Here is a 17,770-nt window from a genome sequence, read left to right as displayed (position 1 = left end):
GGGCGATACGACGTTCCAGGAGATCGGCAGCCAACGGAGAAGTCGAATGCAGCCCTTAGCCGCAAATCCCATCAGCCGTCCCGGCGCGCTGACGATTACCCCGTTCAATGGAACCGTGACGGTCAGGTTCTCCGACGCGATCATTGCCTCGACCGAGCGGGCAAAAGTGCTCCATGAAGATGGGCACGATCCCGTCTTCTATATCCCCTTCGAGGATATCTATTTCGACCTTCTGGAGAAGACAAACACCACAACGCAATCCCCGCTGAAGGGCACGGCCAGTTACTGGCGGGTCCACGCGGTCGGCGGAGCGGCTGACGACTTCATGTGGGCCTACGAGACGCCCGACACGCCGGCTTTGGCCATCGCCCGCCATGGCGCCTTCGATCCCAACAAGGCGCGGATCGATGCCGATCCTGCCGAGGACAAGCGGCATACGCCTCACATCCCCGAATAGAGCCTCGCATGAAGGTCCCACATCGGCCGATCACGCCACAGGCGACAATCCTTTCGTCATTCGGAGAATTCTTCGTCGAGAATCCGCAGTCCGTCTTCATATTTCGATGTCGACGCGCCAATCTGCTGTGCCTGCCATAGGTTGTCGGTAAGATCGGCGCGCTTGACCGGCAGCGCCAATGGGTTGGCTGCTGCTCTGCGCACGAAAGCGAGGTTGTCCTCGTCCGGCCTGCGTGTCATCGCATCGACTGCCGATACGATGGATGTTCCGAAACCGGCCGCCTCGAGCCGCTCGCGATCCCAATCGTCGCTTTTCTCAACAACGTCGTGGAGGTAGGCAACGGCCTTCTGGTCGAGCGTTTCGACGGCATCAACGACCCGGCGGCAATGCTCGATATAGGGCCGTCCGGTCTTGTCCGTTTGCCCCGAATGAGCTTGCTCGGCGATTTTTGCCGCGCGGTAAAGGAAGCTCACTGCCTCGATCCTTGCTGGCCTGTGTGACGATGCAACCGGCCTTGTTCCGGTCCACAACATGCCTCACCGAACGCACGACGATTGCCTGAAGTTCCACAGAATGGGCAAGGCTCCGGCACGCTGTTGCCGAAGCGTCTCTAGAGCCGCGAGGCAACCTTATAGCTTACCGCCCTAGTCGCTCGACACTCCATCGACAATGTCGGAATTGGGCAGAATTCCAAAATCCTGCGACTTGGCACCTTGTGCTGCCGTCAAAAATCCGTCGGCATGGAGACCGCGCCGCAGCAACTCTCTTACGGCCGCCGACCGGCTTGGCATGCGCCTTTCGAAGCGCCAGTTTTCCAAAGCAGCCAACTCGTCCGACGTTAGCATGATCTGCAGTCGTTCGGGTCTTTCCAGTTCGGCCATTTCTGCCCTCCAGACGCTCAAAGTTAGTATTTGTCTAAGAAGTAGGAAAAGCCTCGTCAGCCGTCAAGACCGGCTCATTGGCCATCGGCGTGAAAGGCTCACAGTTACTGTCAAGCGTCGATCGTGTAGCCTGAGCGGTATGCTAACTTGTTGATTTTGTGTGTTGTTTGATGGATTACGCTTGTCATTCGAGCTGCTATGGCACATGCTGATCTCGAGGGACAAACCGCTCCTGAAAGGAAGGGTTTTCCATGAGAGACGGTTATTCGGCCCATTTGTGTCACGACGTTAACCTGCAAGTTTGGACCGCCGCCCGGTGCAAGGGGATAGTCAATGTCACTGCGGTGGCCGAGGCCGTGCGGCTGCAAAACCTCGCAGAAAACGTCGCACTCGAAGACATTGAGAGCCTGGTGCTGCAAGCGGCCCAGTTCTACGGGGCAGCCATGGAATTCGACAGCCTGACCGTCTTTGAGTTGGGTAACGTCTATCGGCTCTCAGTTCATCGCGACGCTTTGCCTGGGAGAGGCACCCTCGACGTCCTGGAGGACAGGGCAGTTTCGCTCTATCTTCACCAGCCGGACCGAACGCAATAGGTCCGGCCGAGCGTCAGCACAGTCGGTTGGAGGGGAAGGGTTCAGTTCACGGGCGGCTTTCAATCGGCCGCGTTATCCGCTACTGACGCCTGGACGAAATGCAGCGGCGCCTCGAGCGTCCAGGTGACGCCTCGGGCGTGGAACTCCAGCCGCCCGCTGCCGCTGAGAGCCTGCGGCGCCACTCGCTCGAGGACGACCACTCCGAAACCGCGCGACCTGACAGCGTCCAGGATCGGCCCGTCCAACTCACGCCAGACCAGTCGAAAGGTGTCGGCGCCGTCGCCGGCAGGGATCACATTCCAATCGATTTCGACGCGTCCGCCGCTGCACGACAGCGCTCCATGTTTTGCCGAATTGGTGGCGAGTTCGTGGAAGGCGATACCGAGATACTGCACGGCGTTCGGCTGCAGAATCAGCATTGGCCCGGCCATCGACACGCGGGGCTGCGCTGCGAATGCCTTTAGCTGTGCATGGATGAGCTCGCCGACGGTCGCGCCGCGCCACTCGGCATTGACCAGGAGATCATGGGATTCCGAAAGCGCCGCGATACGCTCCCGAACCTGCCCGAGGAAAGCCTCAGGTGTGCTCGTCAGCTTGCTGGTCTCGCGGATCATCGAGATGATGACCGAATACTGGTTCTTCACCCGATGGTTGACCTCGCGCATGAGCAGTCGGATGCGCCGTTCGTTTTCCTTGTGGGAACTGATGTCGCGCGCGATCTTGGAGGCGCCGACGACCCGCCCGATGGTGTCGCGGATCGGCGAGACGGTGAGCGAGACCGAAACGAGCGTGCCGTCCTTGCGCAGGCGCATCGTCTCATAGGAGGGGACGCGTTCGCCGGCGCGGATGCGGCTGATGATCGAGACTTCCTCGTCGAGACGATCGGGCGGAATGAGCATCGTCACCGGCCGGCCGATCGCCTCGGCAGGCGTGTAGCCGAACAGGCGTTCTGCAGCATCGTTCCAGCTGGTGATAATCCCATTCATGTCCTTCGAGACGATGGCGTCCATCGACGACTCGACAATGGCGGCAAGACGCATGCGGGCTTCATCGCCCAGCGTCTGCGTGCGCAGGTCGAGCAGCGTGTTGATGGCACCGACAACATTGCCCGCTTCGTCGCGAAGCAGGCGTGGGTGAGCCCTGAATGGGACCAGTTCGCCATCCGGCCGCTCCGCAATCGCCTGGTCCCAGGAGACATCCCGCCCTTCGCGCAGCGCCACGGCCATCGGACACTCGCCATGCGCCATATCCCGACCGTCCAGATGACGAAGCTTCCACGAGCCGCACCATAGGTCCCGACCGATAACAGGACGATGGCCCCAGAGCTCAGCTGCGGCTTCGTTGAAGAAGGTGATGCGTCCCTGCCCGTCGACGGTGTAGATGGCGACCGGCAGTGCCTGCATCAGATCGGCAGTGGGAATGCCCGGAACTCCGAGGCCGACATCGGCTTGTTCAACGAAGTTCACTTATGGCGCCATTCTCGTGGATTTCTGAGCGGCTATAATGCACCTGGGCGATTTCGGTTCCGTCCGGACAATCACGTGCGGCCCCCTTTGCCCGCAACCGCGGCGACATTCCTGGGCAAGGCATCAGGCCGACACAGGATCATCGCCAAATTGTCCGCCTAATCGTGTACTAAATGCGCCCGAGAAGGACTAGGATAATCAGGATCAGCAGCACGAGACCGAGGCCGCCACCGCCATAATAGCCGGTGCCGTAGAACGGTCCACCACCCAAACCGCTGAACCCGCCAAGCAAGATAAGGATCAAAATGATGATGAGTATGGTTCCGAGGCTCATGGTTGTTCTCCCATTCGTGCGCTGCCGCGCCGTACAAGGGCACGTCCATGCGCCTGTTGATGACGGTATGAACTCCCAGAGGGGGCTTCCTGTTCCACCGGAAGTAGCATCGTTGTCGCTCGTCTAGCGGGAAAAACCGGTGGCCTCACGAGAAAGCCCGCCGGCCGGGAGCCAGCGGGCATCAGGCTTTTCAGCCTCGGACCACCTGGAGGGACGGGCGATCACAGCAAAAATGCGTGACGCGGTCCGAAGTTGCGGCGGTAAGCCGAAAAAGGCCACAGCCACTCCGAGGCGGTGCTCACAGTCGACGGCCGGATGATGCTTGGCACCTCGCGAATTCAGCAGAAAACGCGAGGTGCCCGGCCGCACGCTTCGCCGGGGACGTGAACACAATTCACCTTCCTTTGTGTGCCGGCCGGGTGCCGCCGCCCTTCTTTTCGGGGTCATGAGTATGGTGGCTGTCGCGTTCGCCTCCGCCGCCTGAGATCTTGCTGCGGCTGCGCAGATCGGAATCGGCTGGCGGCTTTTCTATCACCAGCGGCTCCTTGGCATTTTCGTGCGATGCGCCAAGACCGCCATGGCGAATGCTGGCGCGGGTCTTCTTCGACGTGGACATGAAATCACCTAACGGTCCTGCTGGTGGCCTTGATGGGTCGTGTTGACCTTCGTGTTGCCCTGCTGGCCCTGTTTGTCGGGATTTGGGGCGGAATGGCTGTGCTGCGTTTGGTCGACAGGAACCGACTTCTTGTCGCCCGGACCCTTTGGGCTCCGGTTCTCTGCCGGAACGGGTGGTGGTTTTGTGCTCATGACCTTCTCCTTTTCTAGCCAAAACAAGCAGGCCCCCGGGAAGGTTCCTGATACGAACCGTGCGAGCGGCTCCTAACATTGGCAATTCCGGCCTTGCCGGCGCGTCTCAGCGCAATAATCTTTTGTCAGGGCGTGGGCGCTTCGACCTATTGAAAGGAGCCGACCATGAAACACCAAACACTGGAACAACTACAGACAGTTGCGAAAGTTGAGCCCTCGGGGACATACCCGGTCATGACTCGGGCGCAGCGGATCGAGCGTTGGGCAGAGCTTCTCGAACGAAATCCACGGCGGTGCCTCGGAGCCCTTTCAGGCACCGAATATCTCAGTCCTGAAGCCCGTGCTGTAGCGCGTGGCGCGGGGTCGCCGATCGCTGTGGCCTACGAGGATCCGGTGCTGCGCGCCATTGGTCTGAAAGATGATACCTACGGTGAGGCAAAGCGCTTCTTCGAGCTAAGTGACTCGCAGTTGCACAACATCGTCTGTCACTGCCATGTTGGTGCTACGATGCAAGCGCGATGGGCTGCCGCCAGAGTCCGCCGGACGATTGCCGGGAACAGACTTCTGACTTGGCTGAGGGCCAAGTTTGTCCATTGATGCCGGCGCAGAACGGTGACGACAAGTCTTGATCGTTCTCGTTAGCGGCTGGCCGGCAAAGGCTGGTGGCATCGCCGGCGCCGCAGTGTTGATCGAGCCGACGCCCTGCATTCAGGGCGGCCGGGCGAAGGCTTATGGCCGGGTTCCTTGTCGGCGGGGCGCAAATCCGAACGGATCCACGTAGAGGGTGACCAGGAAGCCCGATGCATGTGAACACGGCCGGCGCCCGTGATCCATGCCACCACAGATGCATCGTTGGCGGAATCTCGTCCCCGTGACATGCCCGCAGATTTCGTCGGGGAACCTTTCTTGAGGGACATGGTTGGAATGTGCGGCTGAAAGAATCCGGGCCTGTGCCAACAGGTCGTATCCAAGGTGCTCGCTCACCATGTGGGAGAGGGGCAGATGATCAAGGTTTGGGAATCCTTGCCAGCAGAAATCAGGCGCGTCGCGGCAGCTCAGCAAGCGGCGTGAAATAGCGCCAGATATAGCTGGCTGTAGCGCTTCTTCTTGGGGAGATGGAAATGCCACTCACCCTTATCAGCCCGGCGTTCCCGGCGGGCGGGAAAATCCCTGAAAGGTATACCCGCGACGGCCAGAATGTCTCACCACCGCTAAAATGGTCCGGTGTTCCGGACGGTACCAAGAGCCTTGTTCTTGTCGTGCAGGATCCCGACGCGCCGAGCAGGATTTTCGGGCACTGGGCGGTGTTCAATATCCCGCCCGATGCCGGCGAGCTCGCCGAGGCGCAAGACGGCAAGCCAGGCCCATCGGCACTCAGGCAAGGCACCAACGATTTCGGCAACGCCTATTACGATGGCCCGCAGCCGCCGGTGGGACATGGCGTCCATCATTATCATTTCCGGCTGGCCGCGCTCGACGTGCCGAGCCTCAGTGTGCCGGGACAGGCGGGCGTGCAGCTTGTCTGGAAGGAAGCCCAGAAGCATGCGCTGGAGCAGACCGAGTTGGTCGGAACCTACGCACGGTAACACCGGGCCGTGTCAGTCGCCGCCTTTTTTACAGCGCGGCCGGGGCAAGCGGTTTTCGAGCCGGGCCATGGATGACCGAACCGTCGGCGGCGAAAATCGAGCCATGGCAAGGACAATCCCAGGTGTTGTCCGCGTTGTTCCAGGTCACGGTGCAGCCCTTGTGGGTGCATGTCGCCGAAACGGGGTGGAGCACCCCTTCAGTGTCTCTCCACGCCGCGATCTTTTCGTCACCCCTGACGATCACACCGCCCATGCCGGGCACGATGTCGTCGAGGCTTGAGACAAACGATTGGCTGCGGCCATTCTTGTGAAAGTCCTCGGGATAAGACCGCGCCGGGTCGTAGAGCTTTTGCCATGGACTCGGCCGCGCGCAGATCAGATCCGCGATCATCGTGCCTGCAGCCGTTCCATTGGTGATGCCCCAGGCGTTGAATCCCGTGGCGATATGAAAACCGGAGGCTTTGGCCGGATCGGGTTCGCCGGCATACGGAACCCTATCGGCCGTATCATAGTCCTCATTGCACCAGCGCCACGCAACGTCCCCAACTGGAAGGCTCATTCGTGCCCATTGTTCCAGCTCGACAAACCGTTTCGCCACATCGCCGTCCTGGCCCGTGTCGAACTTGGGGCCGAGTGCGACAAGCAGCGGGCCTTCGGCGTCGCGGCCGGTGCGGATGGAATGCGTCGGATCGTCGATGCCGATGAACATGCCGTCGACAGCAAGAGGGTCATCGATCCGAAACGCCATGGCAGTGTGGCAGCGCGGCTGGGTGCGGTTCGCCATTCCTACGGGGCTCTTCACTGTCATGTTGGTGGCGACGACCACATGCTCGGCGTGAACGGTGCCGCTGTCGGTGACGACGCGCCAGCGGCTTGCCTCGCCGATCGAGATCGCGCGGCTGTTTTCGAAAATCCGTCCGCCACGGGCCGTCACCGCTTGAGCCAGGCCAACCAGATACATCGCCGGATTGAACTGAGCCTGGTCGAAAAAACGCAGAGCGGCTGCCGTTTCGAAAGGCAGCGGCGCGCGCTCGAGAACATCGGCGTCCAGGCCAACCTGGCGTGCGGCCTCTGCCTCGGCCACGATCTGCGTGCGCCGGCTTGCATCGCAGCTGTAGGTATAGGCGTCCTTGGCCTCGAGATCGCAGGGAATGGCATAGTTGCGAACCCATTCCCGGATCTGGACGGCGCCGGCGGAATTCGCATCGGCATAGGTCTGCGCCAGGTCCCGCCCAAAGGTGTCGATGAGATGGCGATAGATCAGCGCGTGCTGCGTCGTGATCTTGGCCGTCGAGCGGCCGGTCACCTGGCCGCCTGTGCGCAAGCCTTCGACGACGATCACCGACCGACCGGCCTCGCAAAGGCGAAGCGCCGTCGTGAGCCCGACAATCCCGGCGCCCACGACAACGGCATCGGCATGGATCGAGCCCTCGAGCGGGGGATAGTTCGTAGCGGTGGCTGCCGCCACCCAACAGCTTCCCGGTTTTCCCGAAAGAATGGCCATTTCTTCCGCGTCCCATGCGTTTCGATGCATCTCCATCGACAACCCGCGCCGGCGCGAAAACGTTCCGAGATCTACGGTCTTCAATCGTGGTTTCTTATTGTGATTAGGCTGCTTTCCTTCGCGTCCGCTTAACAGTTCCGCTGCCTTGGGTTTGCGGTTGAGGCCCATTTTCTTGGCGAGTCCTGAACGCGCAGCCGCTTGCTGGGGCGTCGCGGCTTCGGCGATTGCCGTCAGGAAAAAAGGCGCACAGGAATCTTATCCATCAATGATGGAACTCCAGCAGATGATCGCGTCAGTCGAACGCTGCTACGGACGTGAATTGGTATAGGCTGATGCTATTACTATCAGGCCGGCGGCCGAAGACTGTGCCGTTACGGCCTGTGGCGAAGGTCACCTGCGCGCGCCCGGCAAAGCCTAAAGAATGGTTCGAGCCACCCGCATCCAGTATTTTGGCGATAAAACAATTCGTACCTTGTTTTTTCCTACTGCTATTGCCAACCATGTAAATGGGTTGATTCGGAGCTTGTCTATGCGTGGACTGCAAGTGGCCCTGGCTGCGGTGATCTTGAGCATTTCACTCAGTTCTGGACTCGCCGATGACAATTCTCCCTTTATCTATTTTGCGACCCAAGACCCTTTTGCTGACGGTTTGCCGACCAAGAATGATGTTTATGTCTTTGGTGGCGTCTTTGCGCGCGGGGCCTTCGGCGACGCGATCAACGTTTTGGGTGCCGACTACACGGACAACTATATAATCGGAGCTGCATACGGTCGCGATTTCGTCGATATCGGCGCTGGCTTCGTTCTTGGTGGCGTCACCGGCGCGGCCGTAAGATTTGGCGAAGACGATGATACGACTGGCGAACTTTGGGCCGGAGCGCGACTGCCGTTACAGGCCCTACCGAGATCGAGCTCGATCGCGAAATCGTCTACGATGGCGATGCATCATTCCTCGGCTTCGTTGGCGCGGAGCTTACTTTCAGAGCGAGGCAAGCCCCCAATGTCGAACTTGTCTACCAGCTCCACCATAGATCCGGCGCCAATGGTACAATTGGCGATATGAAAGAGGGTTCCAATGCGAACACTCTTGGCATCCGTTATCGCTTCTAAGCTCGCTGCTGTAGACCTTTTTACAGGCGCCTACGCGCCCACCCTGTTGGCTCACGGTGAGGACGGCGACACTCTCTGAGGTCGGCACGATCAACCTTTGAAAATCTCAAGGTTGGGATCGCCCTATAGCGCCGATTCACTCTCAGGCTATATCCTTCAGACTGTCGAGCGGCCCTTTCAGCGCAGACCTGGGCTGGATCAACTCTGGCGCAATCAGGAAGGTCTGCGGTGCCGTCGGCGGTTCATCGATCAACTCGAATGCCTTCGTGATCATCGCCTCAACATTCTGCCGCACCATGATTACGGGGAAGGGCAGGAAGGAGCCGAACGGGTCATAGTCGTAGCAACCGACGACGAGCTCGCTGAACATTTCCGCTGGCCGGCCCGCCATGAAACGCAGCAGACCTTCCATATTGATCGACGAATTGATGAACAGCGCGCGCGGCAGCTTGCCACGGCTTTGGTAAAACGCCTCGAAGGCACGCAAAGTTATATCAGGCGAGTACCCGGAGGACTGCACACCATCGTCAGGGTCGGTGCCCAGCAGCGCCTTCTTGGTCGCATGGAAAGCGGCGATGCGTTCGCGGCTGGCGTGGTCGTTGCGGCCGCCAAACAGAAACAGCTCGTCCGGCCGCAGAGGATCATCATTGCTGAAGCGGCGGATGATTGCTTCGGTCAGCATCCGCGCGCCCTCATAATTGTCGCTGATCACCGAATGCGCCTTCGCTCCCGGCAGGTCGATGTTGATATGCCTCAGCCCCGCCGGTTCGCAGACCTCGTGCACGCCGTCCGGATCGGTGGCGCCGACGATGAAGAGCTGGTCGATTGAATAGGAGATCAGCGTCTCCGCGGTCCGCCGTTCCTCTTCCGGGTCGCGGCTGGCGCTAACCACGACCGGGCATTGGCCGCGGCTGCGCACATGCCCCTCAAACGTCTGCGCCATGGAGGAGAAGTAGCGATTGTCGTGGACGGGCAGCATCAGGCCGACCAGGCCCGATCGCGAGCGTCGCAAGCCTCGCGCTTGCAGATTGGTGGTGTATTGGTGGAGTTCGGCGAGGCCGAGAATTGTTTGCGCCGTACTTTCCTTGATGCGGCGCTTGCGCCAAGTGCCGTTCAGGACGGCACTCACGGTCGACGGCGAACTGCCCGACAGCACGGACAGGTCATAGATCGTCGCCTTCTTCTTGACCCGCTGATCCATCTGGCGCCTCCGGCGCGTCTATTAGAGCAAAATCCCGCTTGACGAGAGCTTCTCGATGCACAATAGTTTATGCACCATCGATTGTGCAAGCGAAACCGGTGGATGATCGATGGGGAGGTGCCCCGTCTCTTTCGGGGGAGGTTTCTAACGGCCGCCGTCGTTCGACGGCTCGAGTGTGTTCCCACTTGGAACGTTATGGGAGGAGTACAGATGAAAAAGCTCATGATCGCGGCGCTTGCCGCGACCCTTATGATTGGCGGGTCATTCGCTGCGATGGCACAGCAGGCCGGCAAGGTCGGCGTCGTCGTCAAGATCGGCGGCATTCCGTGGTTCAACGCAATGGAGGCGGGTATCAAGGAGCGCGGCCAGAAGCTCGGGATCGACGCATTCATGGTCGGCCCGACCAGCGCTGATCCAGCACTGCAAGTTCGCGCCATCGAGGATCTGATCGCGCAGGGCGTCAAGGTCATCGGCGTCGTGCCGAATGATGCGAAAGTGCTTGAACCAGTCCTGCAGAAGGCCAAGGACGCCGGCATCATCGTCATCACGCATGAATCGCCTGGCCAAAAGGGCGCCGACTGGGACTTCGAACTCGCGTCTGCGACCGGCTTCGGCGAGGCTCATGCCAAGCTCCTGGCGGAGAAGATGGGCGGCAAGGGTGAGTACGCAGTGTTCGTCGGCTCGCTGACGGTGCCGCTGCACAATGCCTGGGCCGATGCGGCAATCGAATATCTGAAGAAGAACAACCCGGACATGAAGCTTGTCGGCGAACGTTATGGCGTCGCCGAGGATGTAGACAAGAGCCGCAGCACTGCGCTTGACCTGATCTCCGCAAATCCAGGCTTGAAGGGGTTCCTCGCCTTCGGCAGCCAAGGCCCGATCGGCGCTGGCCGCGCAATCGAAGAGCGCCGGAAGGTGGGCGAAATTTTCGTGCTCGGACCATTCTCGCCAGGCCAGGGCCGGAAGCTCATCAAAAGCGACGCGATCTCCGGCGGCTTCATGTGGAATCCAAAGCAGGCGGGCGAGGTTTTCGTTACGCTGGCCGACCATCTCATGAAGGGCAACGAGATCAAGGATGGCGATACGATCGAAGGGCTAGGGACAGTCAAGCCGGACTTCGAAAACCGTAACATCATCGTCGATCAGCTGGTCCCCATCAACAAGGATACTGTCGACGATCTCGCGGCGATGGGCCTGTAAAGCCTCCCAAGGCTAATGGCAGTCGGGCCCGGCCTCGCGCCGGCCCGGCTGCAGGATTGCAAACGCGATTGGATCCGGGGTTTCGACTCGATGGCTGATCAGGCACTCGATGGCGCCGCACCACGGCCGCTGCTGTCGCTCCGCAACGTCAACATGACGTTCGGCGGCGTGAAGGCGCTGAAGAATGTCAGCTTTGAGGTGCTGCCGGGCGAGGTGCATTGTCTTGCCGGCGAGAACGGCTCCGGCAAGAGCACGCTGATCAAGGTCATTACAGGCGTGTACAAGCCCGAGGCGGGCGCAGTGATCGACTATGATGGCCAGAGCTACTCCCATATGTCGCCGGTTACGGCGCAGGCCAGCGGAATTCAGGTCATCTGGCAGGACCTCGCCCTGTTTCCCGAGATGACTGTCGCCGAGAATATCGCGTTCCAGACCGTCATCGGCCGCTGGCCGCGGCTGGTGAACTATGCCGAGATGCGCCGTGTCGCGATCAACGCCTTGCAACGTCTTGGTGTTACCTTCGATGTCGATCTAGCACTCCACCACTTTCCCATCGCACAGCGGCAGATCGTAGCAATCGCGCGCGCCCTCGTCGGCGAGGCAAAGCTCGTCTTCATGGACGAGCCGACAGCGTCGCTCACCCAATCCGAAACCGACTATCTGCTGGACATTGTGCGCAATCTGTCGGCGTCGGGCGTCGCCGTCGTGTTCGTCAGTCATCGCCTGGCGGAGGTTCTTGAAATCTCCAGCCGCGTCACCGTGCTGCGCGACGGCGCCCTGGTTGGCGTCTATCCAACCAAAGGCCTGACCCAGTCGCGCATCACCGAGTTGATGACGGGCAAGACCTTCGACTATTCCGTCCTGCATCGGGATTTGAGCAGGAGCCCGGTCATGCTTGAGGTCAAGGGACTGTCGCGGCCCGGCGAATTCGACGACGTGTCCTTGACGGTCCGGCGCGGCGAGACGCTCGGCATCTCCGGGTTGCTCGGGGCAGGGCGCACCGAATTGGCGTTGACATTGTTTGGCATGCGCAAGCCGAAATCGGGCTCTGTCGTCCTGGATGGCAGGCCCGTTCGCTTCGGTTCCAACCGTGACGCGATCGCCGCCGGCGTCGCCTATCTTTCGGAGGACCGGCTGTCGCTCGGTCTCATTCAGCCCCAGGCAATCGCCGACAACATGGTCATCGCCTCGCTGGACAAGATCCTTTCGGGCGGTTTCATTTCGAGCGATCGCAAGCGATCTCTGGTCAATCGCTGGATAAGGGATCTCGGGGTCAGGATCGGAAAGCAGGACGACGCGATCTCGACCCTGTCAGGGGGAAATCAGCAACGTGTCGCCATTGCAAAATGGCTGGCGACCGACCCGAAGCTGCTTATCCTCGACGCACCGACGGTCGGCGTCGATGTCGGCGCGCGCGCCGGCATTTTCGACATCGTTTCCAAGCTGGCGGACAGCGGCCTGGCCATTATCCTGATCTCGGACGAGGTGCCTGAAGTCTATTTCAACGCGGACCGTGTGCTGCACATGGCTCAGGGGCGCATTGTCGGCGAATTTACGCCGGGCGCTACGACCCCCCAGGCGATCGAGGAGGCGGTCTATGCGTAGGTTTGTCCGCTCCCACGCAACGGAACTGGCTTTGCTCGCCGTTATCGCCGTCATCTGCGTCTTCCTTTCGTTCGCGACGGACCGGTTCTTCACCCTCGGCAACGCGTTTGACCTTCTGAACACCAGCTCGGTCAACATCATCTTCGCCGTCGGCCTGCTGGTCGTGTTGATCGCCGGCGGCATTGACATCTCCTTCGCGGTTGCTGCCTCCGTTGTGCAATATCTGACCGCGACCGTCCTCGGCTGGATCGGCGGCGGGAATTGGATTGTCGGCTTCATCATCGCTGGCGTATTGGGCGTGGCGTTGGGCTGCATCAACGCCTTGCTGATCCACGGGTTCAGGATCATCTCGATCGTCGCCACGATTTCGACTTTCAACATTTTCTTCGGCTTGCTGATGTTTTTCACAGGCGGCGTGTCGATCTACAACCTGCCGGACTGGCTCACCACTCGCGTCGTGCTGTTCGAGCGAGAGATGGCTGACGGGACCTGGGCGGAGATCACCCTGCCTGTGCTCATTATGGCCATATGCGTGTTCGCTACCTGGGCGTTGATCACCCGCACCACCACTGGCCGCCAACTCTACGCATTTGGCGACAACCCGGAGGGCGCGCGCCGCTTCGGCATCAATATCGGTGCCATGCAATTTATCGCCTTCGGCTGGCTTGGCCTGATGGCGGGTATCGCCGGTCTCGTCCAAGCGCATTACGCGCAGGAGGTTGTGCCGAATGCCCTTTATGGGCGCGAACTCGACGTCCTGGCAGCCGTAGTCCTTGGCGGTGCGCGGCTCGGCGGCGGCAAGGGCAGCGTGCTCGGCTGCATTCTGGGCGTTCTGTTGGTCTCGATTACCCAGAACGGACTCAATTTGATGGGCGTGTCGCCTTTCGCGTTCAAGATGATCGTCGGCGCCATCATTCTTGCCGCAATCACGCTTTCGAATACCAGCATCGAACGCCTGCTGCCGTTCCTGAAAAGCCGACGGGTGCCTTCATGACGGTTTTGATTGAACGCGTCCGCAACGCGCTCGGCCCCGAACTTGCAGGTCCGTTTGCCGCGTTCGTAGCTGTCATGATCGTGTTCGGTTTTGCCGCGCCGAACTTTCTTTCCCGCGCTACCTTTGGATCCGTCGCCTTCCAGCTGCCGGAACTCGGCCTCCTCACACTCGCCATGCTGCTGCCGATCCTGACCGGCGGCCTGAACCTGGCCATCACCTTCACGGCCAACATGGCCGGCCTGACGCTGGCTTGGGTACTGCAAAGCCAGGGAGGCGTCGACGCGGGCATCGGCGCCTTCCTCCTTGGCTCAGTCCTTGCCATCGCGGTCGGCGCACTGAGCGGGCTGATCATGGGGTTCGTCATCGCCTACACCAAGGCTCACCCGATCCTGGTCTCGCTGTCGATGATGATCTTCCTGCGCGGTCTCGGCGAATTCCTGACGCGCGGCGGCGACGTGTCCGGCATTCCCGGCTTCCTGGCGCCGATCGGCTACGGTTCGATTTTTGGCATCCCGGTGCCGTTGCTCATCTTCATCGCTTGCGTGCTGATCTGGCACGTCTTGCTGACGCGCATGAAGCTAGGCTTCAACACCTACATGATAGGTTCCAATATCGAGGCCACGCGCTATTCCGGTATCAATACGCGCAAGGTGCAGGTTCTCGTCTACACATTGTCCGGCGCGATGTGCGCGGTCGCCGGCATCATCATGCTGGCGCGCTTCAATTCGGTGCGTGTCGGCCACGGCGAGTCTTACCTGCTGATCACCGTGCTTGCCTGCTTCCTTGGCGGGGTCAATCCGTTCGGCGGCTTCGGTCGGGTGATCCCGGTCTTCGTTGCGCTGGTCGTGCTCCAGCTTCTGTCCTCGGGACTCAATCTGATGGGCGCAAGCCAGCATCTTGCGACGGCAGTCTGGGGCATCCTGATGATCACGGTGATGATCCTGCGCTGGCTTGCCGGGCGCCTCAAATTCCTAAACACAAACAGAGGGTGAGTTAGATGCATGGTTTTGGGGTCCACACCTCGATGTGGACGATGAACTGGGACCGGGCCGGCGCGGAGAAGGCGATCGCGGCTTCCGTCAAATACGGGATGGACTTTATCGAGATCGCGCTTCTGAACGCGCCGGCGGTCGATGCCGCGCACACACGCGCGTTGCTCGAAAAGCACAATCTTCCTGCCGTTTGCTCGCTTGGCCTGCCGGAGCGCGCTTGGGCCTCGGTGCGGCCGGATGCCGCCATCGAACATCTCGAAGTGGCGATCGACAAGACTGCGGAAATGGGCGCGCTGGCGCTTTCCGGCGTGATTTTTGGCGGTATCGGCGAACGCACCGGCCTGCCACCGACCGAAAAGGAATACGACAATATCGCACATGTGCTGACCGTCGCCGCCAAGCACGCCAAGAAGCGCGGCATCGAGCTCGGAATCGAGGCGGTGAACCGCTACGAGAACCATTTGATCAATACCGGCGCGCAGGCCGTCTGGATGGTCGAGAAAGTCGGGGCCGACAACATCTTTGTTCATCTCGACACCTACCATATGAACATCGAGGAGAAGGGGGCCGCCAACGGCATTCTGGCCGCCCGCGATCACCTGAAGTACATCCACTTGTCTGAGAGTGATCGCGGCACACCAGGCACCGGCAACTGCCCCTGGGACGAGATCTGCGCGACGCTGGCGGCGATCGGTTTCAAGGGCGGACTTGCCATGGAAAGCTTCATCAACATGCCGCCGGAAGTCTCCTACGGCCTCTCGGTCTGGCGGCCGGTTGCGAAGGACGAGGCCGAAGTGATGGGCAATGGCTTGCCGTTCCTGCGCAACAAGGCTCGCCAATACGGTCTGATCTGATACGATGGATGACGGGCAGAAGGCGGACGGCGCAAGGATCGCCGTCTTCGACGTCGGCAAGACCAACATAAAGCTCTCAGCGATGACGCTCGACGGCGTGCTCGTGGAGAGCCTCTCTGTCCACAACGAAGTGCGGCCCGGCCCGCCTTGGCGGCAGCACGATCTCGACGGCATTGGTGACTGGCTGTTCGGCTCGCTCGCCACTTTGTGCCGGCATCATCCGCTGGAAAAAGTGGTCGGCACCGGACATGGCTCCGCGGGGGTTCTGGTGAACCAAGATCCCGACGAGACTTGCGCCCTGCCGATGATTGACTATGAGCAGGATCTTCCGCCTGCAATTCGCGATGGCTACGCGCCGCTTTCGGGCGATTTCTTCGATCGCGGCAGCGCGATCATGCTGAAGGCTGCCCACCAGGCGCGCCAGCTGTACTGGATGCAGCAGGTTGATCCGGAGCGCGTCGCTCAGGCTCGGTGGTATCTGGGCTTGTCTCAATATTGGGCCTGGCGGCTGTCGGGCGTGCCATCGGCCGAAACGACGATCCTGTCGGCGCAGTCACATCTATGGAACAATGTGCGCAAGCAGTGGTCGCCCATTGTGGCGGGGCAGGGGTGGCAGCGCCTCATGCCACCATTCCATCCGGCTTGGGAGGCGCTGGGGCCAATCCGGCACGATCTGGCGCGCCGGCACGGCATACCGGAAAAGCTGTCTGTCTTGACAGGCGGGCACGACAGCAGCCTGAACCTCTACCGCTACCAGGCGGCAGGCATGCGCGACGCCTGCGTGATCTCTACCGGAACCTGGATTGTCGGAATGTGCGCGGCGACACCTCTCGACCAACTCGATGAAAATCGCGGAATGGTGCTGAACAGCGACGTGACAGGACGCCCGGTCGGCGGCGTTTTGAGCATGGGCGGGCGAGAGTTCAGTCATGTGGCAGGGCAGGGGGTGGCAGGGCAGGGGCAAGAAGGAACTGCGGCCGACGCTGCGCTGGTCAGTTTGCTGATTGAGCGCGGCACCTTCGCATTGCCCTCGTTCAGCGACGATGACGGCCTGTTTCCCGGCAGCGCTGGGCGCGGCCGGTTTGGAGGGCCGCCTGCAGAAACCCCTGCTGAGCGCAAGGCGCTCGCAGTGCTCTATGCCGCGCTGCTGACGGTGGAATGTATCGATGCGCTGAACGAATTCGGGCTGGTTGCATTGGATGGCACCTTCCTGCGAGACCCGCTCTACGCCACGCTGGTTGCCGCGCTGCGGCCAAACGCCGAAACGGTCTACAACCTCGACTCCTATGGCACCGGTTCGGGTGCGGCGTTACTTGGCGAACATGAAACTCGTGACACGCCGGCTCCCATCGCAGTCAGCCTGCCGACCGCTTTCGCCGGCGATCGTGAGGCGCTCGCAGCCTATGCACAGCGGTGGCGCGAACTGGCGAAGCGAAACAACTTGCAACAGCGCAAGACCAAAAAAAGGAACGATCGATGACTGATGACAGCGCTCTGCGCCGCGAGATGGTGGATGTTTGCCGCCGGATGAACTCAAGCGGCATCAACCAGGGCAATGCCGGCAATTTGTCGGTGCGCTCTAGCGACGGTTTCCTGATCACGCCCTCGTCGCTGCCCTACGAAACGATGACGCCCGAAGACATCGTCGAGATGGGCTTTGACGGCACCTATGTCGGCCGACGGCCCTCCTCGGAGTGGCGCTTCCACCGTGACATTTTGAGAGAGCGGCAGGAGATCGAGGTCGTGCTGCATTGCCACTCGCTCTACGCCACGACGCTGGCCTGCCATCACAAGACGATCCCGAGCTTCCACTATATGACGGGAGTGGCTGGCGGCACCACCATCCGCTGCGCGGGCTACGCGACCTTTGGCACGCAAGCTTTGTCCGACAATGCTTTGGTTGCACTCAAGGATCGCCTCGCCTGCCTGCTCGGCCAGCACGGCCAGATTTCGCTCGGCAAGACCATGGAAGCGGCGTTGTGGCTGGCGAACGAGGTCGAAACCCTGTCGCGCATGTATGTCCAGGCGCTTAGCCTTGGCGAGCCGCCGGTCCTTTCCGACGAGGAGATGGCGCGGGTGATCGAGCAGATGAGGAAGATGAGCTATGGCCAAGCGCCGGATCCGGAGGGAACGAACGATTTGGCGCGGCCGCGCGACGCTGCGGTCTAGAGCGGGATGAATTTAGG

Annotated in this window: 20 protein-coding genes; 12 read left to right on the top strand and 8 right to left on the bottom strand. The window is 60.8% G+C overall.

Going from position 1 to position 17,770, the window contains the following annotated elements:
- The first annotated feature begins 46 nt into the window (after positions 1 to 46).
- On the top strand, positions 47 to 457 hold the full coding sequence (locus BQ8794_RS23955) for a DUF427 domain-containing protein (protein ID WP_077381106.1): 411 nt from the start codon (positions 47 to 49) through the stop codon (positions 455 to 457).
- Positions 458 to 513: 56 nt separating this feature from the next.
- Here the strand turns inward: BQ8794_RS23955 and BQ8794_RS23950 are convergent, their stop codons facing one another.
- Positions 514 to 930, bottom strand: coding sequence for an HD domain-containing protein (locus BQ8794_RS23950; protein WP_077381105.1), 417 nt, complete (start codon positions 928 to 930; stop codon positions 514 to 516).
- 171 nt (positions 931 to 1,101) lie between these two features.
- Entirely contained in the window at positions 1,102 to 1,338 is a 237-nt protein-coding gene (locus tag BQ8794_RS23945) for a hypothetical protein (protein WP_077381104.1), read from the bottom strand.
- 251 nt (positions 1,339 to 1,589) lie between these two features.
- Between BQ8794_RS23945 and BQ8794_RS23940 the strand changes: the two genes are divergently transcribed.
- Complete coding sequence (locus tag BQ8794_RS23940; RefSeq protein WP_077381103.1) at positions 1,590 to 1,931, top strand: hypothetical protein; 342 nt, start codon at positions 1,590 to 1,592, stop codon at positions 1,929 to 1,931.
- A gap of 59 nt (positions 1,932 to 1,990) precedes the next feature.
- Here BQ8794_RS23940 and BQ8794_RS23935 read toward each other — a convergent pair whose 3' ends face one another.
- The 4 genes from BQ8794_RS23935 to BQ8794_RS23920 form a co-directional block, all read right to left on the bottom strand.
- A complete protein-coding gene (locus BQ8794_RS23935; protein ID WP_244555079.1) occupies positions 1,991 to 3,397 on the bottom strand; it encodes a PAS domain S-box protein in 1,407 nt (468 codons plus the stop codon).
- A 169-nt stretch (positions 3,398 to 3,566) separates the two neighbouring features.
- Positions 3,567 to 3,731 carry a DUF3309 family protein gene (locus BQ8794_RS23930; RefSeq protein ID WP_077381102.1) on the bottom strand — a complete coding sequence of 55 codons (165 nt, stop codon included), beginning with the start codon at positions 3,729 to 3,731 and terminating at the stop codon, positions 3,567 to 3,569.
- Between the two features lie 394 nt (positions 3,732 to 4,125).
- A complete protein-coding gene (locus BQ8794_RS23925) occupies positions 4,126 to 4,347 on the bottom strand; it encodes a hypothetical protein (protein ID WP_077381101.1) in 222 nt (73 codons plus the stop codon).
- 8 nt (positions 4,348 to 4,355) lie between these two features.
- Entirely contained in the window at positions 4,356 to 4,538 is a 183-nt protein-coding gene (locus BQ8794_RS23920; protein WP_077381100.1) for a hypothetical protein, read from the bottom strand.
- A gap of 165 nt (positions 4,539 to 4,703) precedes the next feature.
- On the opposite strand from BQ8794_RS23920, the gene BQ8794_RS23915 reads away from it, so the two are divergent.
- Together BQ8794_RS23915 and BQ8794_RS23910 are read left to right on the top strand one after the other, a co-directional pair.
- Positions 4,704 to 5,135, top strand: a complete 432-nt coding sequence (locus tag BQ8794_RS23915) for a hypothetical protein (protein ID WP_077381099.1) — start codon at positions 4,704 to 4,706, stop codon at positions 5,133 to 5,135.
- Positions 5,136 to 5,659: 524 nt separating this feature from the next.
- On the top strand, positions 5,660 to 6,124 hold the full coding sequence (locus tag BQ8794_RS23910) for a YbhB/YbcL family Raf kinase inhibitor-like protein (RefSeq protein WP_077381648.1): 465 nt from the start codon (positions 5,660 to 5,662) through the stop codon (positions 6,122 to 6,124).
- A 28-nt stretch (positions 6,125 to 6,152) separates the two neighbouring features.
- Here BQ8794_RS23910 and BQ8794_RS23905 read toward each other — a convergent pair whose 3' ends face one another.
- Positions 6,153 to 7,628: an FAD-dependent oxidoreductase gene (locus tag BQ8794_RS23905; protein ID WP_077381647.1), complete on the bottom strand. Its 1,476-nt coding sequence runs from the start codon at positions 7,626 to 7,628 to the stop codon at positions 6,153 to 6,155.
- Positions 7,629 to 8,049: 421 nt separating this feature from the next.
- Here BQ8794_RS23905 and BQ8794_RS23900 point away from each other — a divergent pair, with 421 nt between their 5' ends.
- The gene (locus BQ8794_RS23900; protein WP_143744660.1) at positions 8,050 to 8,691 is read left to right on the top strand and encodes a hypothetical protein; all 642 of its coding nucleotides are present in this window, start codon (positions 8,050 to 8,052) and stop codon (positions 8,689 to 8,691) included.
- Positions 8,692 to 8,880: 189 nt separating this feature from the next.
- Here BQ8794_RS23900 and BQ8794_RS23895 read toward each other — a convergent pair whose 3' ends face one another.
- Complete coding sequence (locus tag BQ8794_RS23895; protein WP_077381097.1) at positions 8,881 to 9,939, bottom strand: LacI family DNA-binding transcriptional regulator; 1,059 nt, start codon at positions 9,937 to 9,939, stop codon at positions 8,881 to 8,883.
- 210 nt (positions 9,940 to 10,149) lie between these two features.
- On the opposite strand from BQ8794_RS23895, the gene BQ8794_RS23890 reads away from it, so the two are divergent.
- The 7 genes from BQ8794_RS23890 to BQ8794_RS23860 all read left to right on the top strand — a co-directional run bounded on the left by BQ8794_RS23890 (position 10,150) and on the right by BQ8794_RS23860 (position 17,753).
- Positions 10,150 to 11,139 carry an autoinducer 2 ABC transporter substrate-binding protein gene (locus BQ8794_RS23890; RefSeq protein WP_077381096.1) on the top strand — a complete coding sequence of 330 codons (990 nt, stop codon included), beginning with the start codon at positions 10,150 to 10,152 and terminating at the stop codon, positions 11,137 to 11,139.
- Between the two features lie 90 nt (positions 11,140 to 11,229).
- On the top strand, positions 11,230 to 12,744 hold the full coding sequence (locus BQ8794_RS23885) for a sugar ABC transporter ATP-binding protein (RefSeq protein WP_077381646.1): 1,515 nt from the start codon (positions 11,230 to 11,232) through the stop codon (positions 12,742 to 12,744).
- On the top strand, positions 12,737 to 13,738 hold the full coding sequence (locus BQ8794_RS23880; protein WP_077381095.1) for an ABC transporter permease: 1,002 nt from the start codon (positions 12,737 to 12,739) through the stop codon (positions 13,736 to 13,738). The genes BQ8794_RS23885 and BQ8794_RS23880 overlap by 8 nt, the downstream gene beginning before the upstream one ends.
- Positions 13,735 to 14,730, top strand: a complete 996-nt coding sequence (locus tag BQ8794_RS23875) for an ABC transporter permease (RefSeq protein ID WP_077381094.1) — start codon at positions 13,735 to 13,737, stop codon at positions 14,728 to 14,730. The genes BQ8794_RS23880 and BQ8794_RS23875 overlap by 4 nt, the downstream gene beginning before the upstream one ends.
- A gap of 5 nt (positions 14,731 to 14,735) precedes the next feature.
- A complete protein-coding gene (locus BQ8794_RS23870; RefSeq protein WP_077381093.1) occupies positions 14,736 to 15,584 on the top strand; it encodes a sugar phosphate isomerase/epimerase family protein in 849 nt (282 codons plus the stop codon).
- A 4-nt stretch (positions 15,585 to 15,588) separates the two neighbouring features.
- Positions 15,589 to 17,064, top strand: a complete 1,476-nt coding sequence (locus BQ8794_RS23865; RefSeq protein WP_077381092.1) for an FGGY family carbohydrate kinase — start codon at positions 15,589 to 15,591, stop codon at positions 17,062 to 17,064.
- On the top strand, positions 17,061 to 17,753 hold the full coding sequence (locus BQ8794_RS23860; RefSeq protein WP_077381091.1) for a class II aldolase/adducin family protein: 693 nt from the start codon (positions 17,061 to 17,063) through the stop codon (positions 17,751 to 17,753). The genes BQ8794_RS23865 and BQ8794_RS23860 overlap by 4 nt, the downstream gene beginning before the upstream one ends.
- Positions 17,754 to 17,770 lie beyond the last annotated feature (17 nt).

It is taken from the genome of Mesorhizobium prunaredense (genome assembly GCF_900156895.1).
GTDB lineage: Bacteria > Pseudomonadota > Alphaproteobacteria > Rhizobiales > Rhizobiaceae > Mesorhizobium > Mesorhizobium prunaredense.
This window is presented reverse-complemented; position numbering and strand designations above follow the sequence as displayed.